General features: G+C 68.3%; 19 protein-coding genes. 3 read left to right on the forward strand and 16 right to left on the reverse strand.

What is annotated here, in order from left to right; all coding sequences use genetic code 11:
• Window positions 1-123: 123 nt before the first annotated feature.
• Window positions 124-360, forward strand: a complete 237-nt coding sequence (locus R2733_03800; GenBank protein MEZ5375610.1) for a hypothetical protein — start codon at window positions 124-126, stop codon at window positions 358-360.
• Here the strand turns inward: R2733_03800 and R2733_03805 are convergent.
• The 5 genes from R2733_03805 to R2733_03825 are packed head-to-tail and all read right to left on the reverse strand — an operon-like array spanning window position 303 to window position 5,226.
• Window positions 303-1,343: a hypothetical protein gene (locus tag R2733_03805; protein ID MEZ5375611.1), complete on the reverse strand. Its 1,041-nt coding sequence runs from the start codon at window positions 1,341-1,343 to the stop codon at window positions 303-305. The genes R2733_03800 and R2733_03805 overlap by 58 nt on opposite strands.
• Before the next feature lies 1 nt (window position 1,344).
• Window positions 1,345-2,307: an oxidoreductase gene (locus R2733_03810; protein ID MEZ5375612.1), complete on the reverse strand. Its 963-nt coding sequence runs from the start codon at window positions 2,305-2,307 to the stop codon at window positions 1,345-1,347.
• A complete protein-coding gene (locus tag R2733_03815; protein ID MEZ5375613.1) occupies window positions 2,304-3,200 on the reverse strand; it encodes an aldo/keto reductase in 897 nt (298 codons plus the stop codon). The genes R2733_03810 and R2733_03815 overlap by 4 nt, the downstream gene beginning before the upstream one ends.
• A gap of 9 nt (window positions 3,201-3,209) precedes the next feature.
• Window positions 3,210-3,722, reverse strand: coding sequence for a methylated-DNA--[protein]-cysteine S-methyltransferase (locus tag R2733_03820; protein MEZ5375614.1), 513 nt, complete (start codon window positions 3,720-3,722; stop codon window positions 3,210-3,212).
• A 1-nt stretch (window position 3,723) separates the two neighbouring features.
• Window positions 3,724-5,226, reverse strand: coding sequence for an AlkA N-terminal domain-containing protein (locus tag R2733_03825; GenBank protein MEZ5375615.1), 1,503 nt, complete (start codon window positions 5,224-5,226; stop codon window positions 3,724-3,726).
• Window positions 5,227-5,305: 79 nt separating this feature from the next.
• Between R2733_03825 and R2733_03830 the strand changes: the two genes are divergently transcribed.
• A complete protein-coding gene (locus R2733_03830; protein ID MEZ5375616.1) occupies window positions 5,306-6,277 on the forward strand; it encodes a D-cysteine desulfhydrase family protein in 972 nt (323 codons plus the stop codon).
• Between the two features lie 3 nt (window positions 6,278-6,280).
• On the opposite strand, the gene guaB is transcribed toward R2733_03830, so the two are convergent.
• From guaB to purL, 10 genes are all read right to left on the reverse strand, one after another.
• Window positions 6,281-7,750, reverse strand: coding sequence for an IMP dehydrogenase (gene guaB / locus R2733_03835; protein ID MEZ5375617.1), 1,470 nt, complete (start codon window positions 7,748-7,750; stop codon window positions 6,281-6,283).
• Window positions 7,734-8,345 carry a phosphoribosylglycinamide formyltransferase gene (gene purN, locus R2733_03840; protein MEZ5375618.1) on the reverse strand — a complete coding sequence of 204 codons (612 nt, stop codon included), beginning with the start codon at window positions 8,343-8,345 and terminating at the stop codon, window positions 7,734-7,736. Before purN ends, guaB begins: the two co-directional genes overlap by 17 nt.
• 11 nt (window positions 8,346-8,356) lie before the next feature.
• Window positions 8,357-9,370: a phosphoribosylformylglycinamidine cyclo-ligase gene (purM, locus tag R2733_03845; protein ID MEZ5375619.1), complete on the reverse strand. Its 1,014-nt coding sequence runs from the start codon at window positions 9,368-9,370 to the stop codon at window positions 8,357-8,359.
• Window positions 9,367-10,662 carry a phosphoribosylamine--glycine ligase gene (gene purD / locus R2733_03850; GenBank protein MEZ5375620.1) on the reverse strand — a complete coding sequence of 432 codons (1,296 nt, stop codon included), beginning with the start codon at window positions 10,660-10,662 and terminating at the stop codon, window positions 9,367-9,369. The genes purM and purD overlap by 4 nt, the downstream gene beginning before the upstream one ends.
• Window positions 10,662-12,092 carry an amidophosphoribosyltransferase gene (gene purF, locus R2733_03855; protein ID MEZ5375621.1) on the reverse strand — a complete coding sequence of 477 codons (1,431 nt, stop codon included), beginning with the start codon at window positions 12,090-12,092 and terminating at the stop codon, window positions 10,662-10,664. Before purF ends, purD begins: the two co-directional genes overlap by 1 nt.
• Window positions 12,085-13,032: a phosphoribosylaminoimidazolesuccinocarboxamide synthase gene (locus R2733_03860; protein ID MEZ5375622.1), complete on the reverse strand. Its 948-nt coding sequence runs from the start codon at window positions 13,030-13,032 to the stop codon at window positions 12,085-12,087. Before R2733_03860 ends, purF begins: the two co-directional genes overlap by 8 nt.
• Window positions 13,033-13,094: 62 nt before the next feature.
• Entirely contained in the window at window positions 13,095-14,171 is a 1,077-nt protein-coding gene (locus R2733_03865; protein MEZ5375623.1) for a 5-(carboxyamino)imidazole ribonucleotide synthase, read from the reverse strand.
• Window positions 14,168-14,707 (reverse strand): 5-(carboxyamino)imidazole ribonucleotide mutase, encoded by a 540-nt coding sequence (gene purE / locus R2733_03870; protein ID MEZ5375624.1) that lies wholly within the window; start codon window positions 14,705-14,707, stop codon window positions 14,168-14,170. Before purE ends, R2733_03865 begins: the two co-directional genes overlap by 4 nt.
• 7 nt (window positions 14,708-14,714) lie before the next feature.
• Entirely contained in the window at window positions 14,715-15,479 is a 765-nt protein-coding gene (locus R2733_03875) for a phosphoribosylformylglycinamidine synthase subunit PurQ (protein MEZ5375625.1), read from the reverse strand.
• Window positions 15,476-18,376, reverse strand: coding sequence for a phosphoribosylformylglycinamidine synthase subunit PurL (gene purL, locus R2733_03880; GenBank protein ID MEZ5375626.1), 2,901 nt, complete (start codon window positions 18,374-18,376; stop codon window positions 15,476-15,478). Before purL ends, R2733_03875 begins: the two co-directional genes overlap by 4 nt.
• Before the next feature lie 91 nt (window positions 18,377-18,467).
• Between purL and R2733_03885 the strand changes: the two genes are divergently transcribed.
• Complete coding sequence (locus R2733_03885; GenBank protein MEZ5375627.1) at window positions 18,468-19,115, forward strand: hypothetical protein; 648 nt, start codon at window positions 18,468-18,470, stop codon at window positions 19,113-19,115.
• A 16-nt stretch (window positions 19,116-19,131) separates the two neighbouring features.
• Here the strand turns inward: R2733_03885 and R2733_03890 are convergent, their stop codons facing one another.
• Window positions 19,132-19,395 (reverse strand): hypothetical protein, encoded by a 264-nt coding sequence (locus R2733_03890; GenBank protein MEZ5375628.1) that lies wholly within the window; start codon window positions 19,393-19,395, stop codon window positions 19,132-19,134.
• Window positions 19,396-19,551 lie beyond the last annotated feature (156 nt).

The raw sequence follows: 19,551 nt of genomic DNA on the forward strand, positions 1-19,551 counted from the left end.
TCGCAAGCTATCGCGGCAGGCCGGGGGAGGCGCACCGAGGGCGGGGTGACTACAATCTGGCCTTCGCTTCGACTGCAATGGTGTTTACACACCCTCGAGTTCATCGCCCGGCCGGGAGCCCCCATGTCGACCACCGAACAACTTGGTTCAGGCAAGCGGCAGCGCTCGTTCCTCGAGTCGATTCCCGATCCCACGGCGAATTGGGGCAGGTCACAGTACCTGCTGTGGATGTTCGTCGGTCTGATGCTCGGCGCCGCCTTGCTCGCCCAGAGCACCACGTTCGAGTACGACTTCTCGAAGATCTACGACCGCTTGACGGTCCCGGAGTGCGAGCCCGGCGCCGAGGGCTGCACCTCCTGATGCACCAGCGCAGCGACCACGTCAGCCACCGAACTCGCTGAGCAAAGCAACTCACGCCCGGGGCGGTCCTCACCTTCACCGTCGATGAAGACCTGATCGAGCGCGGTGAGGATGCCAGAGAGTTGCCACCAGTCCGGGTCGTCGGGAGGATCCAGGAAGACCATCGGAAACGGACCCCCGAACGTGCGATAGGCGTTCTGCGCTGCGTCCTGGAAGACCTCCTGCATCGTACCCGGCCCTCCCGGTACGTAGACGATCCCGCCGTCGGCGATCGCCAGCAGGCCGGCCTCGCGTTCGGAGTTCGAGAAGTACTTGGCGAGGTGCGACGCAAAGGGGTTCGACGGTTCGTGCCCGTAGAACCAGGTCGGCACGGCGAGCGAGGTCGCCAATCCTCCCTGGGCTTCGATGCTCCCGGCCATGGCGAGGGCCACGCCCACGAAGGCCGTCGGATCATCCTCGAACGAGGGTGCCATCGCGAGCTCGGCGACGATCTCGTCGACGACCGCCAGCTCCAGGTGAGCGGAGGCCGCACCGAGGTTGGCGGCCTCCATCGCCCCCGGTCCACCGCCGGTCGTCACGCAAAAGCCGGCGCGCGCCAGCTGTCGTCCCAGCTCGACCACGCTGCGATACACCGCCGATCCTCGCACCATGGCGTGGCCACCCATCACCCCGACGAGCGTGCGGTCTCGGCGGAAGTGCTCCAACGCAAGGGAAATGCCGTGATCGTGGAGCCGCTGGACGATCTCCTCGGTCGGGTCGAGCATGGGACCGCCGGCGGCGCGGGCTCGAGCGTAGATCTGCTGGTCGACGGTGTTGGCGAAGCCTCCCTCGAACCCGGCATAGAGATCGGCCGCGCAGTAGAGCCGCTCGGGTGTGGGGTCGTACGGCAGCTCGCCGACATCGCGGTGGAGTCGGCCGACGAGTTCATCGACGTCGGCTCTCCAGGAAACGACCGAGTCGCGCGCTTGCGTCGGAAGATGCATTTCACTCGCCATTGCGTCCCTCCAACGCTGCGTAGCCGACACCGCTCAGTTCGACCGAGCGTACCCACAATCTTCGACCCGTCTCGCGGTCGAGCGCGGTGGGCAAGAGTTCGAGCTTCTTGGGCGTCCCGAAGAACTCGCCGGGGAGTGCTGGCCCGAAGTAGTCGCCGCTTCGGACGTTGGGATCGGTGGCGGCGCGCAGGGTGGCGAGGGCGCCGATCGAGGCTGGCTGGGTGACGAACCTGGCGCCGATGTTGGTGAGCGTCTGGGCGATGCTGCCGAGTGAGAAGCCGTTCTGGAGGTTGGTGTGCGCCAGCCCGGGATGGGCGGCGACGGCGGCAACGTCGACCCCTGCGGCGGTGCAGCGCCGATCGAGTTCGGCGGTGAAGACCTGGTTGGCCAGCTTGGTGGTGCCATAGGCCTTGAAACGCTCGTAGCCGATCAGCGAGGTGGGGTCATGGTCGATGAGCGAGCCGGAGTTGGCGGCCAGGCTCGACACACTCACCACTCGCGAGCTGGGCGTGGCCAGCAGCAGCGGCAAGAGGAGTCCGGTGAGTGCGAAATGGCCGAGGTGGTTGCTGGCGAACTGCAGCTCGACCCCGTCGACGCTGAGCTGGGGTGGTGTCGCCATGATCCCTGCGTTGTTGATCAAGAGATCGAGGCGGTCCAGATCGGCGAGGAGCTGGTCGGCTGCCGCTCGCACCGTCGCCACGCTCGACAGGTCGACCCGGGTCACCGAGACCGATGCGCCCGGTCCGAGGTTGCGAACGATCGCCTCGGCAGCCACCTCACCCTTCGCCGGGGTTCGAACCGCGAGGACGACTCGTGCGCCGGCCTTGGCCAGTGCCTTCGCCGTCTCGAAGCCGAGCCCGCTGTTGCCACCGGTAACGATGGCGACTCGACCCTGCTGATCGGGGATGTCGTCGGCGGTCCAGCCGATGCCGGGCAGCGATCCGAGGTTCATGGCAAGGGAACACCTTCGGCCGCCTGCAGGAGCGCGTAGACATCGCTCCGTTCGAGTGTGACACCGAGCGCGTTGCCGTAGCCCGACAGGCGCGACGGCGTCTGCGATCCGACCAGGGCCACGGGTCGCGACGGATGCGCGAGCACCCACGCCAGGGCAATGGCGGCGCGATCGACGCCTTCGCGCTGAGCGAGTCCGTCGAGCACGCCGAGCAGTGCCTCGTCGAGGCCCTCACCCGTCGCCAACGAGCCACCACCGAGGGGGCTCCACGCAAGCGGTGTGGCCTTGACGCGCATCGCACGGTCGAGGCTGCCGTCTCGCAGCGGATCGGTGAACAGCAGCGAGAACTGCGGCTGGTCGGTGACGATCGGGAAGTCGAGGTAGGCCTGCAGGGCGTCGGTCTGCGCCGGCAGGTAGTTCGACACGCCGACCTCGGCGATCTTGCCCGCCGTTCGCAGCTCCGTGAGCGCTCCGGCGAGCTCTTCGGGATGGGTGTAGAAGTCGGGACGGTGGATCTGGTAGAGGTCGATTCGTTCGACGCCGAGCCGCCGCAGGCTGTCGTCGCAGGCTGACACGATGTAGTCGCGCCCGCTGTTGTAGGGAACCGGCGGCCGGATGCCGCCCTTGGTCGCCAACACCATCCGGTCGCGCAGGCCGGGATGGGCTGCGAGCACCTTGCCGAGGATCTCCTCGTTCAGCCCGAAGCCGGTGCCACCCCAGTCGAGGCCATAGACATCGGCGGTGTCGATGAGGTTCATCCCTGCGTCCAAGGCCACCTCGAGGATCGCTGTGGCCTCGTCGACCGAGGCATGGGTGAAGCGCCAACAACCGAACCCGAGCGGTCCCACCTCGAAGGAGCCGATCTGACGGGGCGATGCATCGACGAGTGACATCTCTCAACCCTAGCGACGTCGTTCGTGCTCCAGCAGCCAGGCTTTGGTGTCGAGTCCGCCGGCGAAACCGGTGAGTGATCCGTCCGCCCCGATCACCCGATGACACGGCACGATGATCGAGATCGGATTCCTGCCGTTGGCGGCGGCCACGGCTCGAATGGCTCGGGGTCGGTTGATGGCCCGGGCCTGCTGGCCGTAGCTCGACGTGAGACCGAACGGGATCTCCCGGAGCGCCGCCCAGACCGTGAGTTGGAAGTCGGTGCCGTGCGGGTCGAGCGGGAGGTCGAACTCGGTCCGGGCACCGGCGAAATACTGCTCGAGCTGCCGCTCGACGTCGCCTGCCATCGCTGGCCGCCGGTCATCGAGCTGTTCTGGACTCACGCGGATGCGTTCGAGCTCGGCGTCGAGGTCGGGCCACAGCAGGGCGGAGAGCCCTTCCGATGTCGCCAACACATGGAGCCGACCGACCGGTGTGTCGATCGTGGCCGTCGCGTGCCTGGTGGCGTCTCGTGGTGTACGCATGTCAATCCTCGTCCTTCTTCGTCAGATAGTGGTGCCACAGGTGGTGCATGGCGTACGACCGCCACGGTCGCCACGCCGTTGCGGCCCGCTCGAGTCCGGCCGCATCACCCACCTCGGCGACACCGAGCTCCTGCGCGACACGGTTCAACGCCAGATCGCTCGTGGTGAAGGCGTCGGGATCGGCGAGTCCTCGAAGGGCGACGATCGAAGCGGTCCACGGGCCGATGCCCTTGATCGCCAGGAGCTGTGCTCGCGCCGCGGCTCGGTCCGCCAACGGCGAGACATCGAGGGTGTCGTCGGCGAGTGCGGTTGCGACCCGCACGACGGTGTCGGCGCGGGCCGTGGTGAGTCCCAGCGAACTCGGATCGGCCGCAGCCCAGACCTCGGCACCGGGGAAGACGGTCGTGACAGCGCCCACCGGCTCGGCTAACGGCTCACCCAACTGCCCGACGAGTCGAGCAGCCATCGCCCGGGCACTCGCCAACGACACCTGCTGGTGCAGGACGGCTCGGATGGTCGCATCGCTGCCCGAAACGTCGCCGGGCGAGCGGAGCCCGGGCTGGCGCTGCACCAGTGCGGCGATCGAGCGGTCCCGGGTGAGGGCGTCGTCGATGATGGTCGGATCGGCATCGAGGTCGAGGAGGCGGCGACTCGCCTGGACCGCCGCTGCGAGATCGGCGAAATCGTCGAGCCGGTAGCGAGCCTGGATCCAGGCACCACCACCCGACGCGGTGACCGGTTCGAGCTCGACGACACCATGCCCGCCCGGGAGGCGGAGACTCCGCCGGAAGATGGCGCCGTCGACCTCTTCGACACCGGCGATCGCGTGAGCGGCCAGCCAGCCCCACACCTGATCGACGGCAAAGGGTTCGCGCACTCCGAGTCGCACGTCGATCCAGTTCGGCGCGGCCACGTCTCGTCGGTGGGAGGTGGCCGCTCGAAGCTGGGTCGGCGTCTGGGCGAACACCTCTCGGATCGTGTCGTTGAACTGGCGGATGCTCTCGAAACCTGAGGCGAACGCGACGTCGGAGAAAGCCAGGTCGGTCGTCTCGATGAGCGCTCGGGCTGTTCGGGCCCGGCGGGCTCGAGCCAACGCCAGCGGACCGACCCCGAGTTCTCGGGCGAGCAGACGGTGCAGGTGCCGAGCACTCACGTGCAATCGACGAGCCAGGCCGTCGACGCCCTCTCGGTCGACGACACCGTCATCGACCGCTCGCACCGCTCGGGCAACGAGATCGTCGCGTCGGTTCCACTCCGGCGATCCCGGCGACGCATCAGGAGCACAACGCTTGCACGCCCGGAAGCCGGCAGCCTGCGCCGAGGCCGGCGTGGGGAAGAACGCCATGTTCGACCGCTTGGGCCGGACCGGTGTTGGACAGCTCGGCCGGCAATAGATGCCGGTCGAGGTCACGCCGACGATCACCCAACCATCGAAGCGAGCGTCCCGGCTCTCGACCGCGAGCATCCAGGCTTCGAGGGGTGGATCGACCGTCGGTGGTGTCATGTCGATCATCCTGGCGGACCTCGTCGAGGATGACGAGCGGAAATCGGACATCACGGCGAGCCCCTGCTTGAATGGTCTGATGCTCCCACCCATGGTCGACTTTGCTGCCCGCAACACGCCGATCCGGCCGGCCGACCGGTTGGGAGCAGCGCTCGGACTCCCCGCCGGCACCCTCTGGTTCAAGCGGGACGATCTCACGGGTCTCGCCGGCGGAGGGAACAAGTCGCGCAAGCTCGAGCTGCTCGTCGGGGATGCACTCGCCCAGGGCTGTGATGTGCTCGTCACCGGGGGCGCGGCTCAGTCGAACCATGTGCGAGCCACCGGGTCGGCGGCGCGTGCGGCGGGGCTGGACTGCGTTGCCGTGCTGGCCGAGTCGGAACCGAAGACCGTCCCCGAGGGCAATCTCGTGCTCGACGACCTCTTCGGGATCGACATCGTGTGGACCACCGTCGAGCAGCGTGCTGCCGCCTTCGATGCCACGATCGAGCGGCTACGGTCCGAGGGCCGGCGGCCCTACGAGATCCCGCTCGGGGGATCGTCACCGGTCGGTGCCGCCGCCTACGCCACGTGTGCGACCGAGATCGAGTTGGCACTCGATGCCGCGGGATCGGCCCGCCCACTGGTCGTCACCGCCGTCGGCACCGGCGGCACCCACGCGGGGCTCGCTGCAGGATTCGGCGATCATTCGCGAGTGCAGGGCTATGACGTTGCTGCGGTGCCGACGGTGGACGCACACATCGCCCCGTTGGCGGATGCCATCGCCGATCTCCTCGGCCAAGAACGACCGACCGGCGAGGTTCGACTCGATCGTTCGCAGGCGTCGGTGCCCTACGGCGAGCCCACCGACGCGGTGTTCGAGGCGTTGCGACTCGTCGCCGACACCGAGGGCGTGGTGCTCGACCCGGTGTACTCGGGTCGCGCGATGGCCGGACTCATCGGCGGGGTGGCACGGGGCGAGTTCACGGGCGAAACCACCATCGTGTTCGTCCATACCGGCGGGATGCCGGCACTGTTCACGGCCCGGTATCGCGACCGGTTCCGCGTGGGGTGAAATTCAGTCGCGGGTCACTGCGACATCGTGCGGATGGCTCTCGCGCAAGCCGGCACCGGTGATGCGCACCAGACGGGTGCGCTCCTGGAGATCGGACAACTCGGCCGCCCCGGCATAGCCCATGCCCGAGCGCAGCCCGCCGACCAGCTGGCTCATCAGCTCGGTCAACGCACCGGCGTAGCGGACACGGGCCTCGACACCTTCGGGCACGTGCTTGCCCGGTGCTTGACCGGTGCCGTAGCGATCGGTCGCCCGGCCACGCATGGCACCGGCGGATCCCATCCCCCGGTAGGTCTTCCACATCGCGCCGTCGACCAACTCGAGATCGCCCGGCGCCTCGTCGACGCCGGCCAGGAGATTGCCGAGCATGACCGCATCGGCGCCGGCGGCGAATGCCTTCACGATGTCGCCCGACGACACCACGCCACCATCGGCGATGATCGGCAGCGGCCGGCCGGCACCACGGTGTGAGCGCGCCGCCTCGGCACATTCGTAGATCGCCGACATCTGTGGCATGCCGGCACCGGAGACGATGCGGGTGGTGCAGATCGACCCGGCACCCACGCCGACCTTGACGACGTCGGCCCCGGCCTCGACGAGGGCGTCGACACCTTCGCGGGTGACGACGTTGCCGCCGACCACCATGACGTGCGGCCATCCCTTCTTGATGGTGCGGATCGCGTCGATCACGCCACGGGTGTGGCCGTGCGCCGTGTCGATCACGAGCATGTCGACACCGGAGGCGGCCAGCGCCTCGGCTCGCTCGGCGGTGTCGGTGACCCCGACGGCGGCACCGACGCAGAGTCGGCCATCGGCATCGAGCGTGGCGTCGGGCTTCTCGATCCGTTTGTTGATGTCCTTGACCGTGATGAGGCCGGCCAGCCGGTTGTCGGCGTCGACCAGTGGGAGCTTCTCGATCCGGTGCTTGTGCAGGATCGCCACCGCCTCGTCGAGCGTGGTGCCGACCGGCGCCGTGACGAGGGGTGCCTGGGTCATGTATTCGGTGACGTTCCGCTCGTACTCGTCGTCGCCGCAGAAGCGAATGTCGCGGTTGGTGAGGATGCCGAGGAGATGGTCGTCGGCATCACAGATCGGTACACCCGAGATCTTGTGGCGATTCATGATGACCTCGGCATCGGCCAGCGACGCGTCGGGGCCGAGGCGAACCGGGGCCGAGATCATCCCCGACTGGGCCTTCTTCACACGCTCGACCTGCTCGGCCTGCTCGTCGATCGAAAGGTTGCGGTGCAGGATGCCGATGCCGCCCTCACGGGCAATCGCCACGGCCAGCGGGGCTTCGGTGACGGTGTCCATGGCGGCCGACATGAGCGGCACCCGCAGGGTCAGCTCGCCGAGCTGGGTGCTGGTGTCGACGTCGTGGGGCAGCACTTCGCTCCATCCTGGGACGACGAGCAGGTCGTCGAACGTCAGGGCTTCGGCGCCACGGAAGACGGCGTCATTGATGTGCGGCATGGTGCTCCTCGGCGGTGGCGAGCGCCAGGTCGATGGCCTCGACGATGGCGCGATGTTCGACGGTGTGGACGCGGGCTTCGAAGGTCTCCAGTGTGTCACCGGCTTCGAACGGGACCACGGCATGCAGGATGACCGGACCCTCGTCGACGCCGGCATCGGGGACCCAGTGGATCATCACGCCCGACTCGGTGATCTCACCGGCTTCCCAGGCGGCGAACGCTTCGTCGATGGCGTGGGCACCGGGGAACTGGCCGGGCAGGGCCGGGTGCAGGTTGATCACCGGGAAGCGGCCGACGAAGGTCGGGGTGAGGATCCGCATCCATCCGGCCAACACCACCAGGTCGGGCTCGAACGGTGCGACCAGTTCGACCAGCCGGGCGTCGTAGTCGGCCCGGGCCTCACCGGGCAACCGTTCGAGCAGCAGCGCCGGCACGTCATGGTCGGCGGCTCGCGTGAGGGCGTAGGCGCCCGCCCGATTGCACACGACCGCAACCACGCCGGCGTCGAGCCGCCCGGCGTTGCAGGCGTCCAGAACGGCGCCCAGATTCGTGCCCGAACCCGAGACCAGGACGACGAGTCGTTTGGTGGTCGTCATCTCTGGTGCCCTCAGGAGAGGGTCACGCCCTCGCCGTCGACGACCTCGCCGAGGACGTAGGTCGGTTCGTCGACCAGCGAGCGGAAGGTCTCGACGTGCTCGGCCGCGACGATGGCGACCATGCCGATCCCCATGTTGAAGATCCGGTGGGCTTCGACCAGACCGAGCCCACCGGCTTCCTGCAGCCAGGCGAACAGCGGCGGGGTCTCCCAGGCGGAGGTGTCGACCGTGGCGCCGAGGCCCTTGGGCAAACAGCGCGGAATGTTGTCGGGGAACCCACCGCCGGTGAGGTGGGCCAGCGACTTGACGATCTTGGCGTCGAGCACCTTCGCCAACGGTTCGAGGTAGCTGCGATGTGGGGCGAGCAGGGCTTCGCCGAGCGGAACATCGGACCCGGGCACTGGCGTGTCGTAGCCATGGACGGCGCCGAGGCGGCGGGCGAGCGAGTAGCCGTTGGTGTGGAGGCCGTTGGACTCGAGCCCGATCAGCACATCACCGGCGGCGATGTCGTTGGTCGGCAGGAGCTCGCCACGATCGACGACACCGACCATGGTGCCGGCGACGTCGACACCGCCGGCCACGATGAGATCGGGGACCTCGGCGGTCTCCCCGCCCAGCAGGACGCAACCATTCTTCTTGCAGGCGGCCGCCATCGAACGAACGACCCGGCCGACGATGTCGGGGTCGAGTACTCCCGCCGAGATCGTGTCGAGCATGAAGAGCGGCCGGGCCCCCTGCACCAACACGTCGTTGACCCCGTGGTTCACGATGTCGGCGCCGATGTTGTCCCACATGCTGAGTTCGGCCGCGAGCACGGTCTTGGTGCCGCAGGTGTCGGTGGAGCTCACCAGCAATGGCTGATCCATGCCCAGGTTGGCCATGTCGAACACACCACCGAAGCTCCCGACCCCGGCGACGACGCGCTCGGTGTGGGTTTCCTTGACCGCCTCGGCGATCTGCTCGATGGCTTCGTCGCCGGCGCTGAAACTCACGCCGGCGGCGGCGTAGGCATCCTCTGTGGTCATCGCAGTGACCCGGCCCGTTCGCCGGTGGCATGACGCCAACCGATGTCGGACCGAGCAAAGAGCTCGGTGTTGCTGGTGACGTCGTCGACCACGGTGTAGGCCTTTCGCAGGGCTTGGTCGAGGTCGGCACCGACGCCGACCACATTGAGGACTCGGCCGCCGGACGACACGAGATGGCCGTCGGCGGTGCGGGTGGTGCCGGCGTGGAGCACGCGCACGTCGACCTGATCGAGGTCGATCACATCGGGGATGGGCACACCCTTGACCGGGTCGGCTGGATAGCCGTTGGCGGCGACCACCACCGTGGCGGCTGTGGTGTCGGGGCGCACGGTGAGAGGAGTCCACGCTTCGCCGTTGGCGGCGGCTGCCATGACGGCGAGCAGGTCGCTGTCGAGCAGCGGGAGCAGGACCTGGGTCTCGGGATCACCGAAGCGGCAGTTGTACTCGACGAGGCGGGGGCCCTTGGGTGTGAGCATGATGCCGGCATAGATGACCCCGACATAGGGCGTGCCCTCGGCGGCCATACCCTGCGATGCTCGGACGAGGAAGGTGTCGACCAGCTCGGCGACCAGCGCCGGATCGACACCCGGGACCGGAGCGAAGGCGCCCATGCCACCGGTGTTGGGCCCGGTGTCGCCGTCGCCCACTCGCTTGTGGTCCTGTGCGGTGAGGCCGCCGAGCGGATCGAGTTGGGTGGCGCTCGAGATCCCGAAGAGGGAGAGCTCCTCGCCCTCCATCCGCTCCTCGAGCACGATGGCCGTGCCCGCGTCGCCCATCGAGGCTCCGCTCAGCATCTCTCGAATTGCCTGCTCGGTCTCGGTGCGGCCCTCGGGGATGATGACACCTTTGCCGGCGGCCAGACCGTCGGCCTTCACCACGACCGGTCCGCCGATCACATCGAGGTAGGCGATCGCCGCGTCCGCATCGGTGAAGCGCTCGAAGGCCGGGCCGGGGATGCCGTGACGTTCGGCGAAGGCCCGGGCGAATGCCTTCGACCCTTCGAGTTGTGCGGCGACTTTGCTGGGTCCGAAGCAGGCGATCCCGGCGTCGGTGACTGCGTCGGCCAGACCGGCCACGAGCGGAACTTCGGGTCCGACGACGACGAGGTCGACGGCGGCGTCGCGGCAGTGCGCCACCACCTGGGCGTGGTCGGCGACCTCGAGCACCACGTTGTGAGGTTCGGTGCCCGGATTGCCCGGCGCCACCTGGAGTTCGCTCAGCAGCGGTGAGGCCAGGATGGCGTTTGCCATGGCGTGTTCACGACCGCCGGATCCGATGAGCAGGACCCGCATCAGCCGAACACTCCGTCGAAACGGGCCTTCGAGCTGGCCAGCGACAGCTGGACCGGAATCGGGTAGTGACCGGTGAAACAGGCGTTGCAGTAGCCGTCGTCCTTGCCCAGCGCCTTCATCATGCGCTCGACCGACAAGAAGCCGAGGCTGTCGGCACCGATGTGGTCGCAGATCTCGGGAACACCGAGCTGGTGGGCGATGAGTTCTTCGTACGTGCCCATGTCGACCCCGAAGAAGCACGGGTGGGCGATGGGCGGGCAGGTGACCCGCATGTGCACTTCGGTGGCCCCGGCGTCGCGCACCAGCTTCACCAACGGACCCGAGGTAGTGCCACGAACGATCGAGTCGTCGATCACGATCACCCGCTTGCCCCGGATGTTCTCCTCGAGCGTGTTGAACTTGAGGGCCACACCTTGCTTGCGCAATTCGTCGGTGGGCTCGATGAACGTGCGACCGATGTAGCGGTTCTTCACGAACCCCTCGTTGTAGGTGATGCCGGAGACGGCGGCGTACCCGATGGCAGCAGGCATCGAGGAATCGGGAACCGGGATCACGACGTCGGCCTCGACCGGATGCTCACGGGCCAGCTCCTCGCCGAGGCGCTGCCGGGCCTGGTGCACGTTCATGCCGTCCCAGAACGCATCCGGGCGGGAGAAGTAGATGTGCTCGAACGTGCAGCGCGCCTGCTGCGGCTCGGCCGGCAGGGCATGCGTGGAGCGGGCCAGATCCCCTTGCAGCATCACGACCTCGCCCGGCTCGATCTCGCGGATCGCCTTGCAGCCGAGGGTTTCGAGGGCGCCGGTCTCCGACGCAACGACGTGGCCGCCAGAGGCCAGCTTGCCGATCGAGAGCGGTCGGAAGCCCCATGGATCTCGGCAGGCCACCACCTTCGTGCCGGCGATGATCACCAGCGAGTAGGCGCCCTGCCACTGCGGCATGACGTTGACGAGGCGCTCTTCCCAGGTCGATCCCTCAGACGCTGCAAGCATCAGCGCGATGACTTCGGAATCCGACGACGACTGGAGACCGGCCCCTCGCTCGAGCAGCTTCTGACGGAGCTGGTCGGTGTTGACGAGGTTGCCGTTGTGGGCCACACCGAGCGGCCCGTGCATGGTCTCGATCACGTAGGGCTGGACGTTGCGATCGGAGTTGGCGCCCGTGGTGGAGTACCGGGTGTGCCCGATCGCCATCCCACCGGTGAGCGGGCGAAGCACGTCGGGGTTGAAGACCTGGTTGACCAGCCCCTGCCCCTTGTGCACCCGCACCGCCCTGCCGTCGGCAACGGCGATGCCGGCCGCTTCCTGACCTCGGTGCTGCAGGGCGTACAGGCCGAAGAATGCTTGCCGGGCGGCGTCGTGCCCCGAACTCGAGATGCCGATCACCCCGCATTCCTCCTTGGGCATGTCGTCGGGGTGAAAGGCGCTACTCATGGGATACGAGCTCCGAGAGGTTGGCGAGGATCCGCTGTTGGGCTGGTTGGGCTCCGGGCACGAACGTGCGACCGGTGAGGCGTTCGTAGAGTTCGACGTAGCGGGCCGAGGTCTGTTCCCAGACCTCGGGTGGCAGCTCGGGTGGCTGGCCGTCGCCGTGGTAGCCGGCCGCTTTGAGGGCGAGCCGGACGGGCTCCTTGTCGTAGCCGTCGGGCGCCTGCCCGTTGGCGAGGCGCTCGTCGAGCGTGTCCTTCGCCCAGTAGCGCGACGAGTCTGGGGTGTGCATCTCGTCGATCAGGAGGAGCTCACCGTCGGGACCGAGGCCGAACTCGTATTTGGTGTCGGCGAGCACGAACCCGGCCGCATCGGCGATGGCCGCACCCCGAGCGAAGAGGTCGAGGGCAACCTGCTGGATCCGCTTCCACAGCGCCGGCTCGACGAGGCCCTGTTCGGCGACCTCGGCCACGGTGATCGGTTCGTCGTGCTCGCCGTCGGCGGCCTTGGTGGTGGGGGTGACGATCGGTTCGGGCAGGGGGCCGTGCGGGGTGAGACCGTCGGGCAGGGTGTAGCCGTAGAGCACCCGCTCCCCCGCCAGGTAGCGAGGCAGCACGGCCGTGGAGGTCGAGCCGGTGAGACGGGCCCGCACGACGACCTCGACCGGCAGCGGGGTGGCGTCGAGGGCGATCAGCACGTTGGGGTCGGGCATCGACACGACATGGTTGGCGACGATGTCGGATGTTTGCTCGAACCACCAGGCCGCAAGCTGGTTGAGCACCTGCCCCTTGTGCGGCACCAGACCGATCACGCGGTCGAATGCGCTCAACCGATCGGTGGTGACCAGGAGCCGGCGGGGTTCGCTGCCGGGCAGTTGCCAGGTCTCACGGACCTTGCCGGAGCGGTGGCCGGGAAGGTCCAGGGTCAGGTCGGAGAGAACGCCCACGCCGTTCATTGTGGAGACCTCGCCGATGGGTTCGGAAGCATCGTCGCGGTTTCCACAAAAAGTCAGATTCTGGGTTCGTCGACGCCGTTGGAAGGGAGCAATTCGGTGACGTGTCCCATCTTCCGACCGGCTCGCACCTCCCGCTTGCCGTAGAGATGGACGACGGTGTCAGGCCTGGTCAACAGGTCGGGCACCCGGTCGACGTCGTGACCGATGAGGTTGGTCATCACGGCATCGCGCAGTCGACCGGTGGCTCCGAGTGGCTGCCCGGTCACGGCCCGTATGTGCTGCTCGAACTGCGACACGGCGCAGGCCGCCTCGGTCCAGTGGCCGGAGTTGTGGACCCGTGGCGCGAACTCGTTGGCCACGACCGATCCGTCGGCGAGGACGAAGAGTTCGAGACCCAGCACACCGACGTAGTCGAGGGCATTGGCGAGCGCTGTGGCGGCTTTGCGTGCTGCCTCGGCGGTGGCCTCGTCGATGGCGGCAGGGACAGTGGACGTGTGGAGGATGCCGTTGCGATGCACGTTGCGGACCGGGTCGTAGCACCGCACCTCGCCGTCGATCGAGCGGGCGGCGATCGCCGAGATCTCGCACTCGAAGTCGACGAACCCCTCGGCGATCAACGGAACACCCCCGAGATCGGCGAACGCCGTCGAGTGGTCGTTCCCCGGCTCGACCCGGAGCTGCCCCTTGCCGTCGTAGCCGAAGCGACGGGTCTTGAGGACGGCTCGGCCGCCGAGGTCGGCCACCGCGTCGTCCAACTGCTGCTGATGGTCGACCGCACGAAATGGCGCCGTGCCGATGCCGAGTTCGACCAGGAAGGTCTTCTCGACCAGTCGATCCTGCGCAGTCGCCAGCGCGTGGGCGTTGGGATGCACCGCAACTCGCTGGTCGAGTGCGTGAACCGCGACCTCCGGCACGTTCTCGAATTCATAGGTGACGACATCGCAGGCCGTTGCGAGCTCATCGAGCGCAGCGGCGTCGTCGTAGGCAGCACACAGGTGCCGGTTGGCGACCTGGGCGGCGGGAGCCTCGGGGTCGGGGTCGAGGACGACGACTCGGTGCCCGAGTCGGGCGGCAGCCATCGCCAGCATGCGACCGAGCTGACCGCCCCCGAGCACACCGATCGTGGTCACGAGTTGGGGATGCCCTCGGCCGGAGGCGTGTCGTCGATCGGAGCGAAACCCACGGCGGCGGTCTGGTTGGCCCGCCAGGTCTCGAGTCGCTCGGCGACTCCGGGATCATGGAGGGCCACGACGGCACCGGCGAGCAACGCCGCATTGACGGCACCGCTGCGGCCGATGGCGAGCGTGCCGACGGGGATCCCGGCCGGCATCTGCACGATCGAGAGCAGCGAGTCCTGGCCCGACAGCGCCTTGGACTCGACCGGCACGCCGAACACCGGGAGCGAGGTGAGGGCGGCGACCATCCCCGGCAGGTGGGCGGCGCCACCGGCGCCGGCGATGATGACGGCGAACCCCTCGTCGCGAGCGCCCCGGGCGAACTCGAACATGCGGTCGGGGGTGCGATGGGCCGAGATGATGCGGGCCTCGTTGTCGACGCCCAGTGCGTCGAGTGTCTCGACGGCGTTGCGCATGGTCGCCCAGTCGGACTGGCTTCCCATGACGACGGCCACCCGCAGGGGGCGATGGGTCGTTGTCTGCTCGGTCATCGGCCGGTCATCCCTTCACCGCGGCGACGCCGGCTTCGAACAGCGGGAGACAACGCCCGGCGTCGCTCCCGGCCCGCCCCCGCAGCGGATCGTGGCGATCGAGGATGTGGTCTTCGGGGTGCGGCATCAGGCCGAGCACCAGGCCGGTGGCATCGCTGATGCCGGCGACATCGCCGGCCGATCCGTTCGGGTTGGCGGGATAAGCGGTGTCGGCGAGGGTGCCGTCGGGGTTCGCGTAGCGCAGCGCCACCTGACCCGCGGCCTCGAGGGCGGCGAGATCGTCGGCGACGAACCGCCCCTCGGCATGGGCCACCGGGCAGCGAAGGGGTTCGGTGAGTCCGTTGGTCCACACCGAGTTGCTGGCGAGACCGGGCTGGAGCATGACCCAGCGGCACTCGAAGACGTGCGACTGGTTCTCGGTGAGCACTGCCTTCGCCGGAGCGCCCGGCAACAGACCGGCGCTCACCAGCGCCTGGAAACCATTGCAGACCCCGATGATCGGCATCTCACGAGCGACGGCCTCGGCGAGTTGATCGGCGAACCAGCTGCCGAGGTCGAGACCGAGCAGGCGACCGGCGCCGAGGGCGTCGCCATAGCTGAAGCCACCGGGCACGCCGAGCATCTGGAAGTCGGTCAGCGCGACCTCGCCGGATCGCAGGGCGGTGAGTGGCACCGAGGTGGCCTCGGCACCGGCGGCCTCGAAGGCGAGGGCGAGGTCGTGGTCCCGGTTGGTGCCAAGGGCCACGGGAATGAGGACTCGGGGCTTGGTCATCGGTTGCTCCCGGTGGTGGCGTGCTGGTCGTGGACGTAGGCCGCTTCGATGTCGGCGAGCGTCCAGGTGAGTTCGCCGATCTCGACGCGGGGCTCGTTGGTGACCCGCCCGACGCGCCTGGCCGATGGCACCAACGACGCGAACGTGTCGGCGTCGGCGGCTGCGATCTCGACCAGGTAGCGGCCCGGTCCCTCACCGAAGAGGATCTCGGGTGAGGTGTGGTCGACGGCGTCGAGCGTGATGCCGAGGCGACCGGCGAAGGCCCATTCGGCGGCGGCGACGGCGAGTCCTCCCTCGGCCAGATCGTGAGCGCTGCGGACGAGTCCGGCACCGATGGCCGAGGCCAGCGACCGATGTCGCTCGATCGCGCTCGGGTCGATGGCGGGAACCGGGCCGCCGAGATCGGTGCCGATCACCTGATCGAGATGCGACCCACCGAGGGCCCCGGCGTCGGGACCGACGAGCCATACCTCGTCATCGGGAGCCACCACCCCGGTGAGCGGCACGACGTCGAGGTTATGCACCAGCCCCATGGCCGTGATGACGAGTGTGGGGGTGACGGGGTCGGGCTCGCCGCCCTCGGGAACGTAGACGTTGTAGAGCGAATCCTTGCCCGACACGAACGGCGCACCGAAGGCGATGGCGGCGTCGTGGCACCCCTTGCAGGCGGCGACGAGTCCGCCGAGGGTGGCCGGGTCGGTGGGGTTGCCCCAACCGAAGTTGTCGAGCAGCGACAGCTCGTCGGGGTCGGCGCCGGCGACGACGGCGTTGCGGACGGCTTCGTCGATGACCGACCAGGCCATGGCCTCGGGGTCGTGACGACCGATGACGGCGTTGACGCCGATGCCGAGCACCACCCCGCGGGTGCCGGAAGTGCCGGGCGGCACCATCACCGTGCCGTCGCCCGGCCCGTCGCCGTGCGGACCGCCGTAGGGGCGCACCAGGGTGCCGCCAAGCACCTCGTGGTCGTAGGTGCGGATCACCGACTCGTTGGAGCGGATCGACGGGTGAGCGAGCAGGCCCAGCAACAGCTCGTGAGCGTCGGCGCCATCGGGCAACGGCTGACGTGCGGTGCGGGAGGTGTCGACGGCGATGGCCTGCATCGAACGCTGCGGACGACCGTCGTGCAGGAAGCCGCAGTCGAGGTCGATCACATCGGCGTCTCCGTCGACGACCACCAGCCGGCCGTCGCCGGTGAACGTGCCGATCGTTGCGGCACCGACACCCCAACGCTCGGCCAACGCCAGGATCGGGGCAGGATCGGCGGTGGCGACGACCATGCGCTCCTGCGCCTCGGACAGCCAGACCTCCCACGGGGCGAGACCCGGGTACTTGCGGGGCACGAGAGCGAGATCGACTCGAGCCCCGAGCACCTCGGCCATCTCACCCACGGCCGATGACAGGCCGCCGGCGCCGCAGTCGGTGACGGCGGAATACAGCCCCGCGCCGCGAGCGGCGACGATGACGTCGATCAAACCCTTCTCGACGATCGGGTCGCCGATCTGCACCGACGACCCGGCAACCGCTGCGGTCTCGACGCCCATGGTCTGCGAGGAGAACGTGGCACCGCCGACGCCATCGCGCCCCACGGCGCCACCGAGGACCACGACCGAGTCACCGGCCTGGGCGTTCGTCGGATTCGAGCCGTGCGGCAACAGACCGAGGCAGCCGGCGAAGACCAAGGGCGTGGTGGTGTACGACGGGTCGTGCACGATCGCACCGGCGATGTTCGGGACGCCGATCTTGTTGCCGTAGTCGCCGACGCCGGCAATCACGCCGGCCCGGATTCGCTGGGGATGCAGCACCCCGTCGGGCAGGGTGTCGGGATCGGTGTCCTGGGGGCCGAAGCACAAGATGTCGGTGACGGCGATCGGTTTGGCGGACACACCGAGGATGTCTCGCACCACACCACCCACGCCGGTGTTGGAACCACCGAACGGTTCGATCGCAGAGGGGTGATTGTGGGTCTCGGCCTTGATGGCGACGTCCCACCCGTCCTCGAAGGCCACGATGCCCGCATTGTCGACGAAGGCGGACCGCACCCACGGCGCTGCGATGGTGTCGGTGGCCGAGCGAAGGTAGGTCTTCATCAGCGAGTCGATGACTTCGCCCGTGTCGAGGTGGATCAGACCACGGAAGGTCTTGTGCGCACAGTGTTCCGACCAGGTCTGGGCGAGGGTCTCGAGCTCGGCGTCGGAGGGATCGCGGTCGAGCGACTCGAAGTGGTCGCGGATGACGATCATCTCTTCGGGGTCGAGCCCAAGGCGACGCTGCTGGTTCACACCGGCCAGACCGTCGGCGTCGAGCCCGCGAATGGCCACCGTGGTGGTGTCGGGCGCCTGGGCGGACGTATCGGTGAATGCCGCCGGCAGCGAGCCGATGGCCCACCGTTCGATGACGTCATTGTGGAGCACCCGGCGAGCCAGTTCGCCGATCTGGGCGTCATCGAGATCGGCGTCGACGACCCACCGGCTGGCCATGGTGGCGGCCTCGACGGCGAGGCCGAGTTGGTTGGCACTGCGAACCAGCTCGGCGCCTTCTCGGTCGGTGACACCGGGGCGCAGGCCGGTTTCGATCACGAGACGGTGGTCGTCACCCTGGGTGAGCGTGGTGTTGAGATCGGCGTTGTCATCGCTCGAGGCGATCACGCACCACTGACCGACCGGCTCGACGAGGAGACGTTCGGCCAGCAGGTTCAGCTGTTCGTTCGAAAGCTCGCCCCGAATGTGGGCCAGGTCGAAACGCTCGATGCTGCGCACCGGGAGGTGGAAGAGGCGGGCTCGAGCCAGTGGACCGTCGGGCCCGGCATCGACCACGCCCGGCCCCACGACGACGACGTGCTCAGCGACCCCGTCGCGAGCGGATCCGGACCCTGCAGTTTCGACGTTGCTGCCCACCCAGCAAGCATGGACAGATCCCGACCCCCATCTGCGAATCCCGAACGATTTCAACAAAAAGTGAGAGATGCCGGGGGCTACGGTGGCCGCCGTGACTGGGTCCTTTGTCTTCGGCGTCGACCTCGACGGTGTGTGCGCCGACTACACCCTCGGCTTCCGGGCCGTGGTGGCCGAAGAGAAGGGTGTCGATCCGTCCTCACTCCCCGAAGAACGGTCGTGGGACTTCTCCGAATGGGGCCTCGATCCCGACGAGTTCGCTCGCCTCCATCGCCTCGCCGTCACCGAACGCCACCTGTTCCGCACCCTGCCCGTCATCGAGGGCTGCGCCGAAGCACTGTGGCGGCTCTCCGATGCCGGGGTCTGGATCCGCATCATCACGCATCGGCTCTACACCAACTGGGGTCACGCCGAAGCGGTGGCCGACACGGTCGCGTGGCTCGACGACGTCCGCATTCCCTATCGAGACATCTGCTTCCTCGGCGCCAAGCCGCAGGTCGAGGCGGATGTCTACATCGATGACGCGCCGCACAACGTCGACGGGCTGCGCGCCGCCGACAACGACGTCATCGTGTTCGATGCGCCCTACAACCAGGGGCTCGCCGGCCCGCGGGCATCGACCTGGCAGGAGGTCGAGGCGATCGTCATCGAACTGGCAGCGGCCAAGGGCGCGATCCAGCCGCAACTCCCGGGCATCGACCCCGGGGCTGATCGGTTGGAGCGGCGCAAGCGGCCTCAGTAGCGATGCTGACGGCCGCTCAGGCGGTGGGCAGGCACTCCGCCGCGTCGGCGATCTGGTCGAGCGTGTCGCGCCACCACACCAGTTCGACCACGGACTTGCCGGGGACCGATGCGAGCACGCCGTCGATCATCGACACCAGGGCGGAGTCGGCACCGGCTTCGAGACGGAGATCGAGCAGGTGGTCGAAGATCCGGCCACGGTCGATCAGCTGCCCCGGTTCGGCGGCAGCGAGCTCGGCGGTACGAAGTTCTGCGATCAGGTTCGACATCACGGGGTCCATCGTGCCACCTCGCGACCCCGAATGGGGCATCACGGGCGGAGTTGATCCACCCACAGCGCCGAATCGTCATGGTCCGCACGGCACACCGCCGGCGCGAATCCCTACTCCCACGTGGAGTTTCGGTGAGCGACAGGGTCGCGGCGCCCACCCGAACGT

This window comes from Acidimicrobiales bacterium (genome assembly GCA_041394265.1).
Lineage (GTDB): Bacteria > Actinomycetota > Acidimicrobiia > Acidimicrobiales > SZUA-35 > JBBQUN01.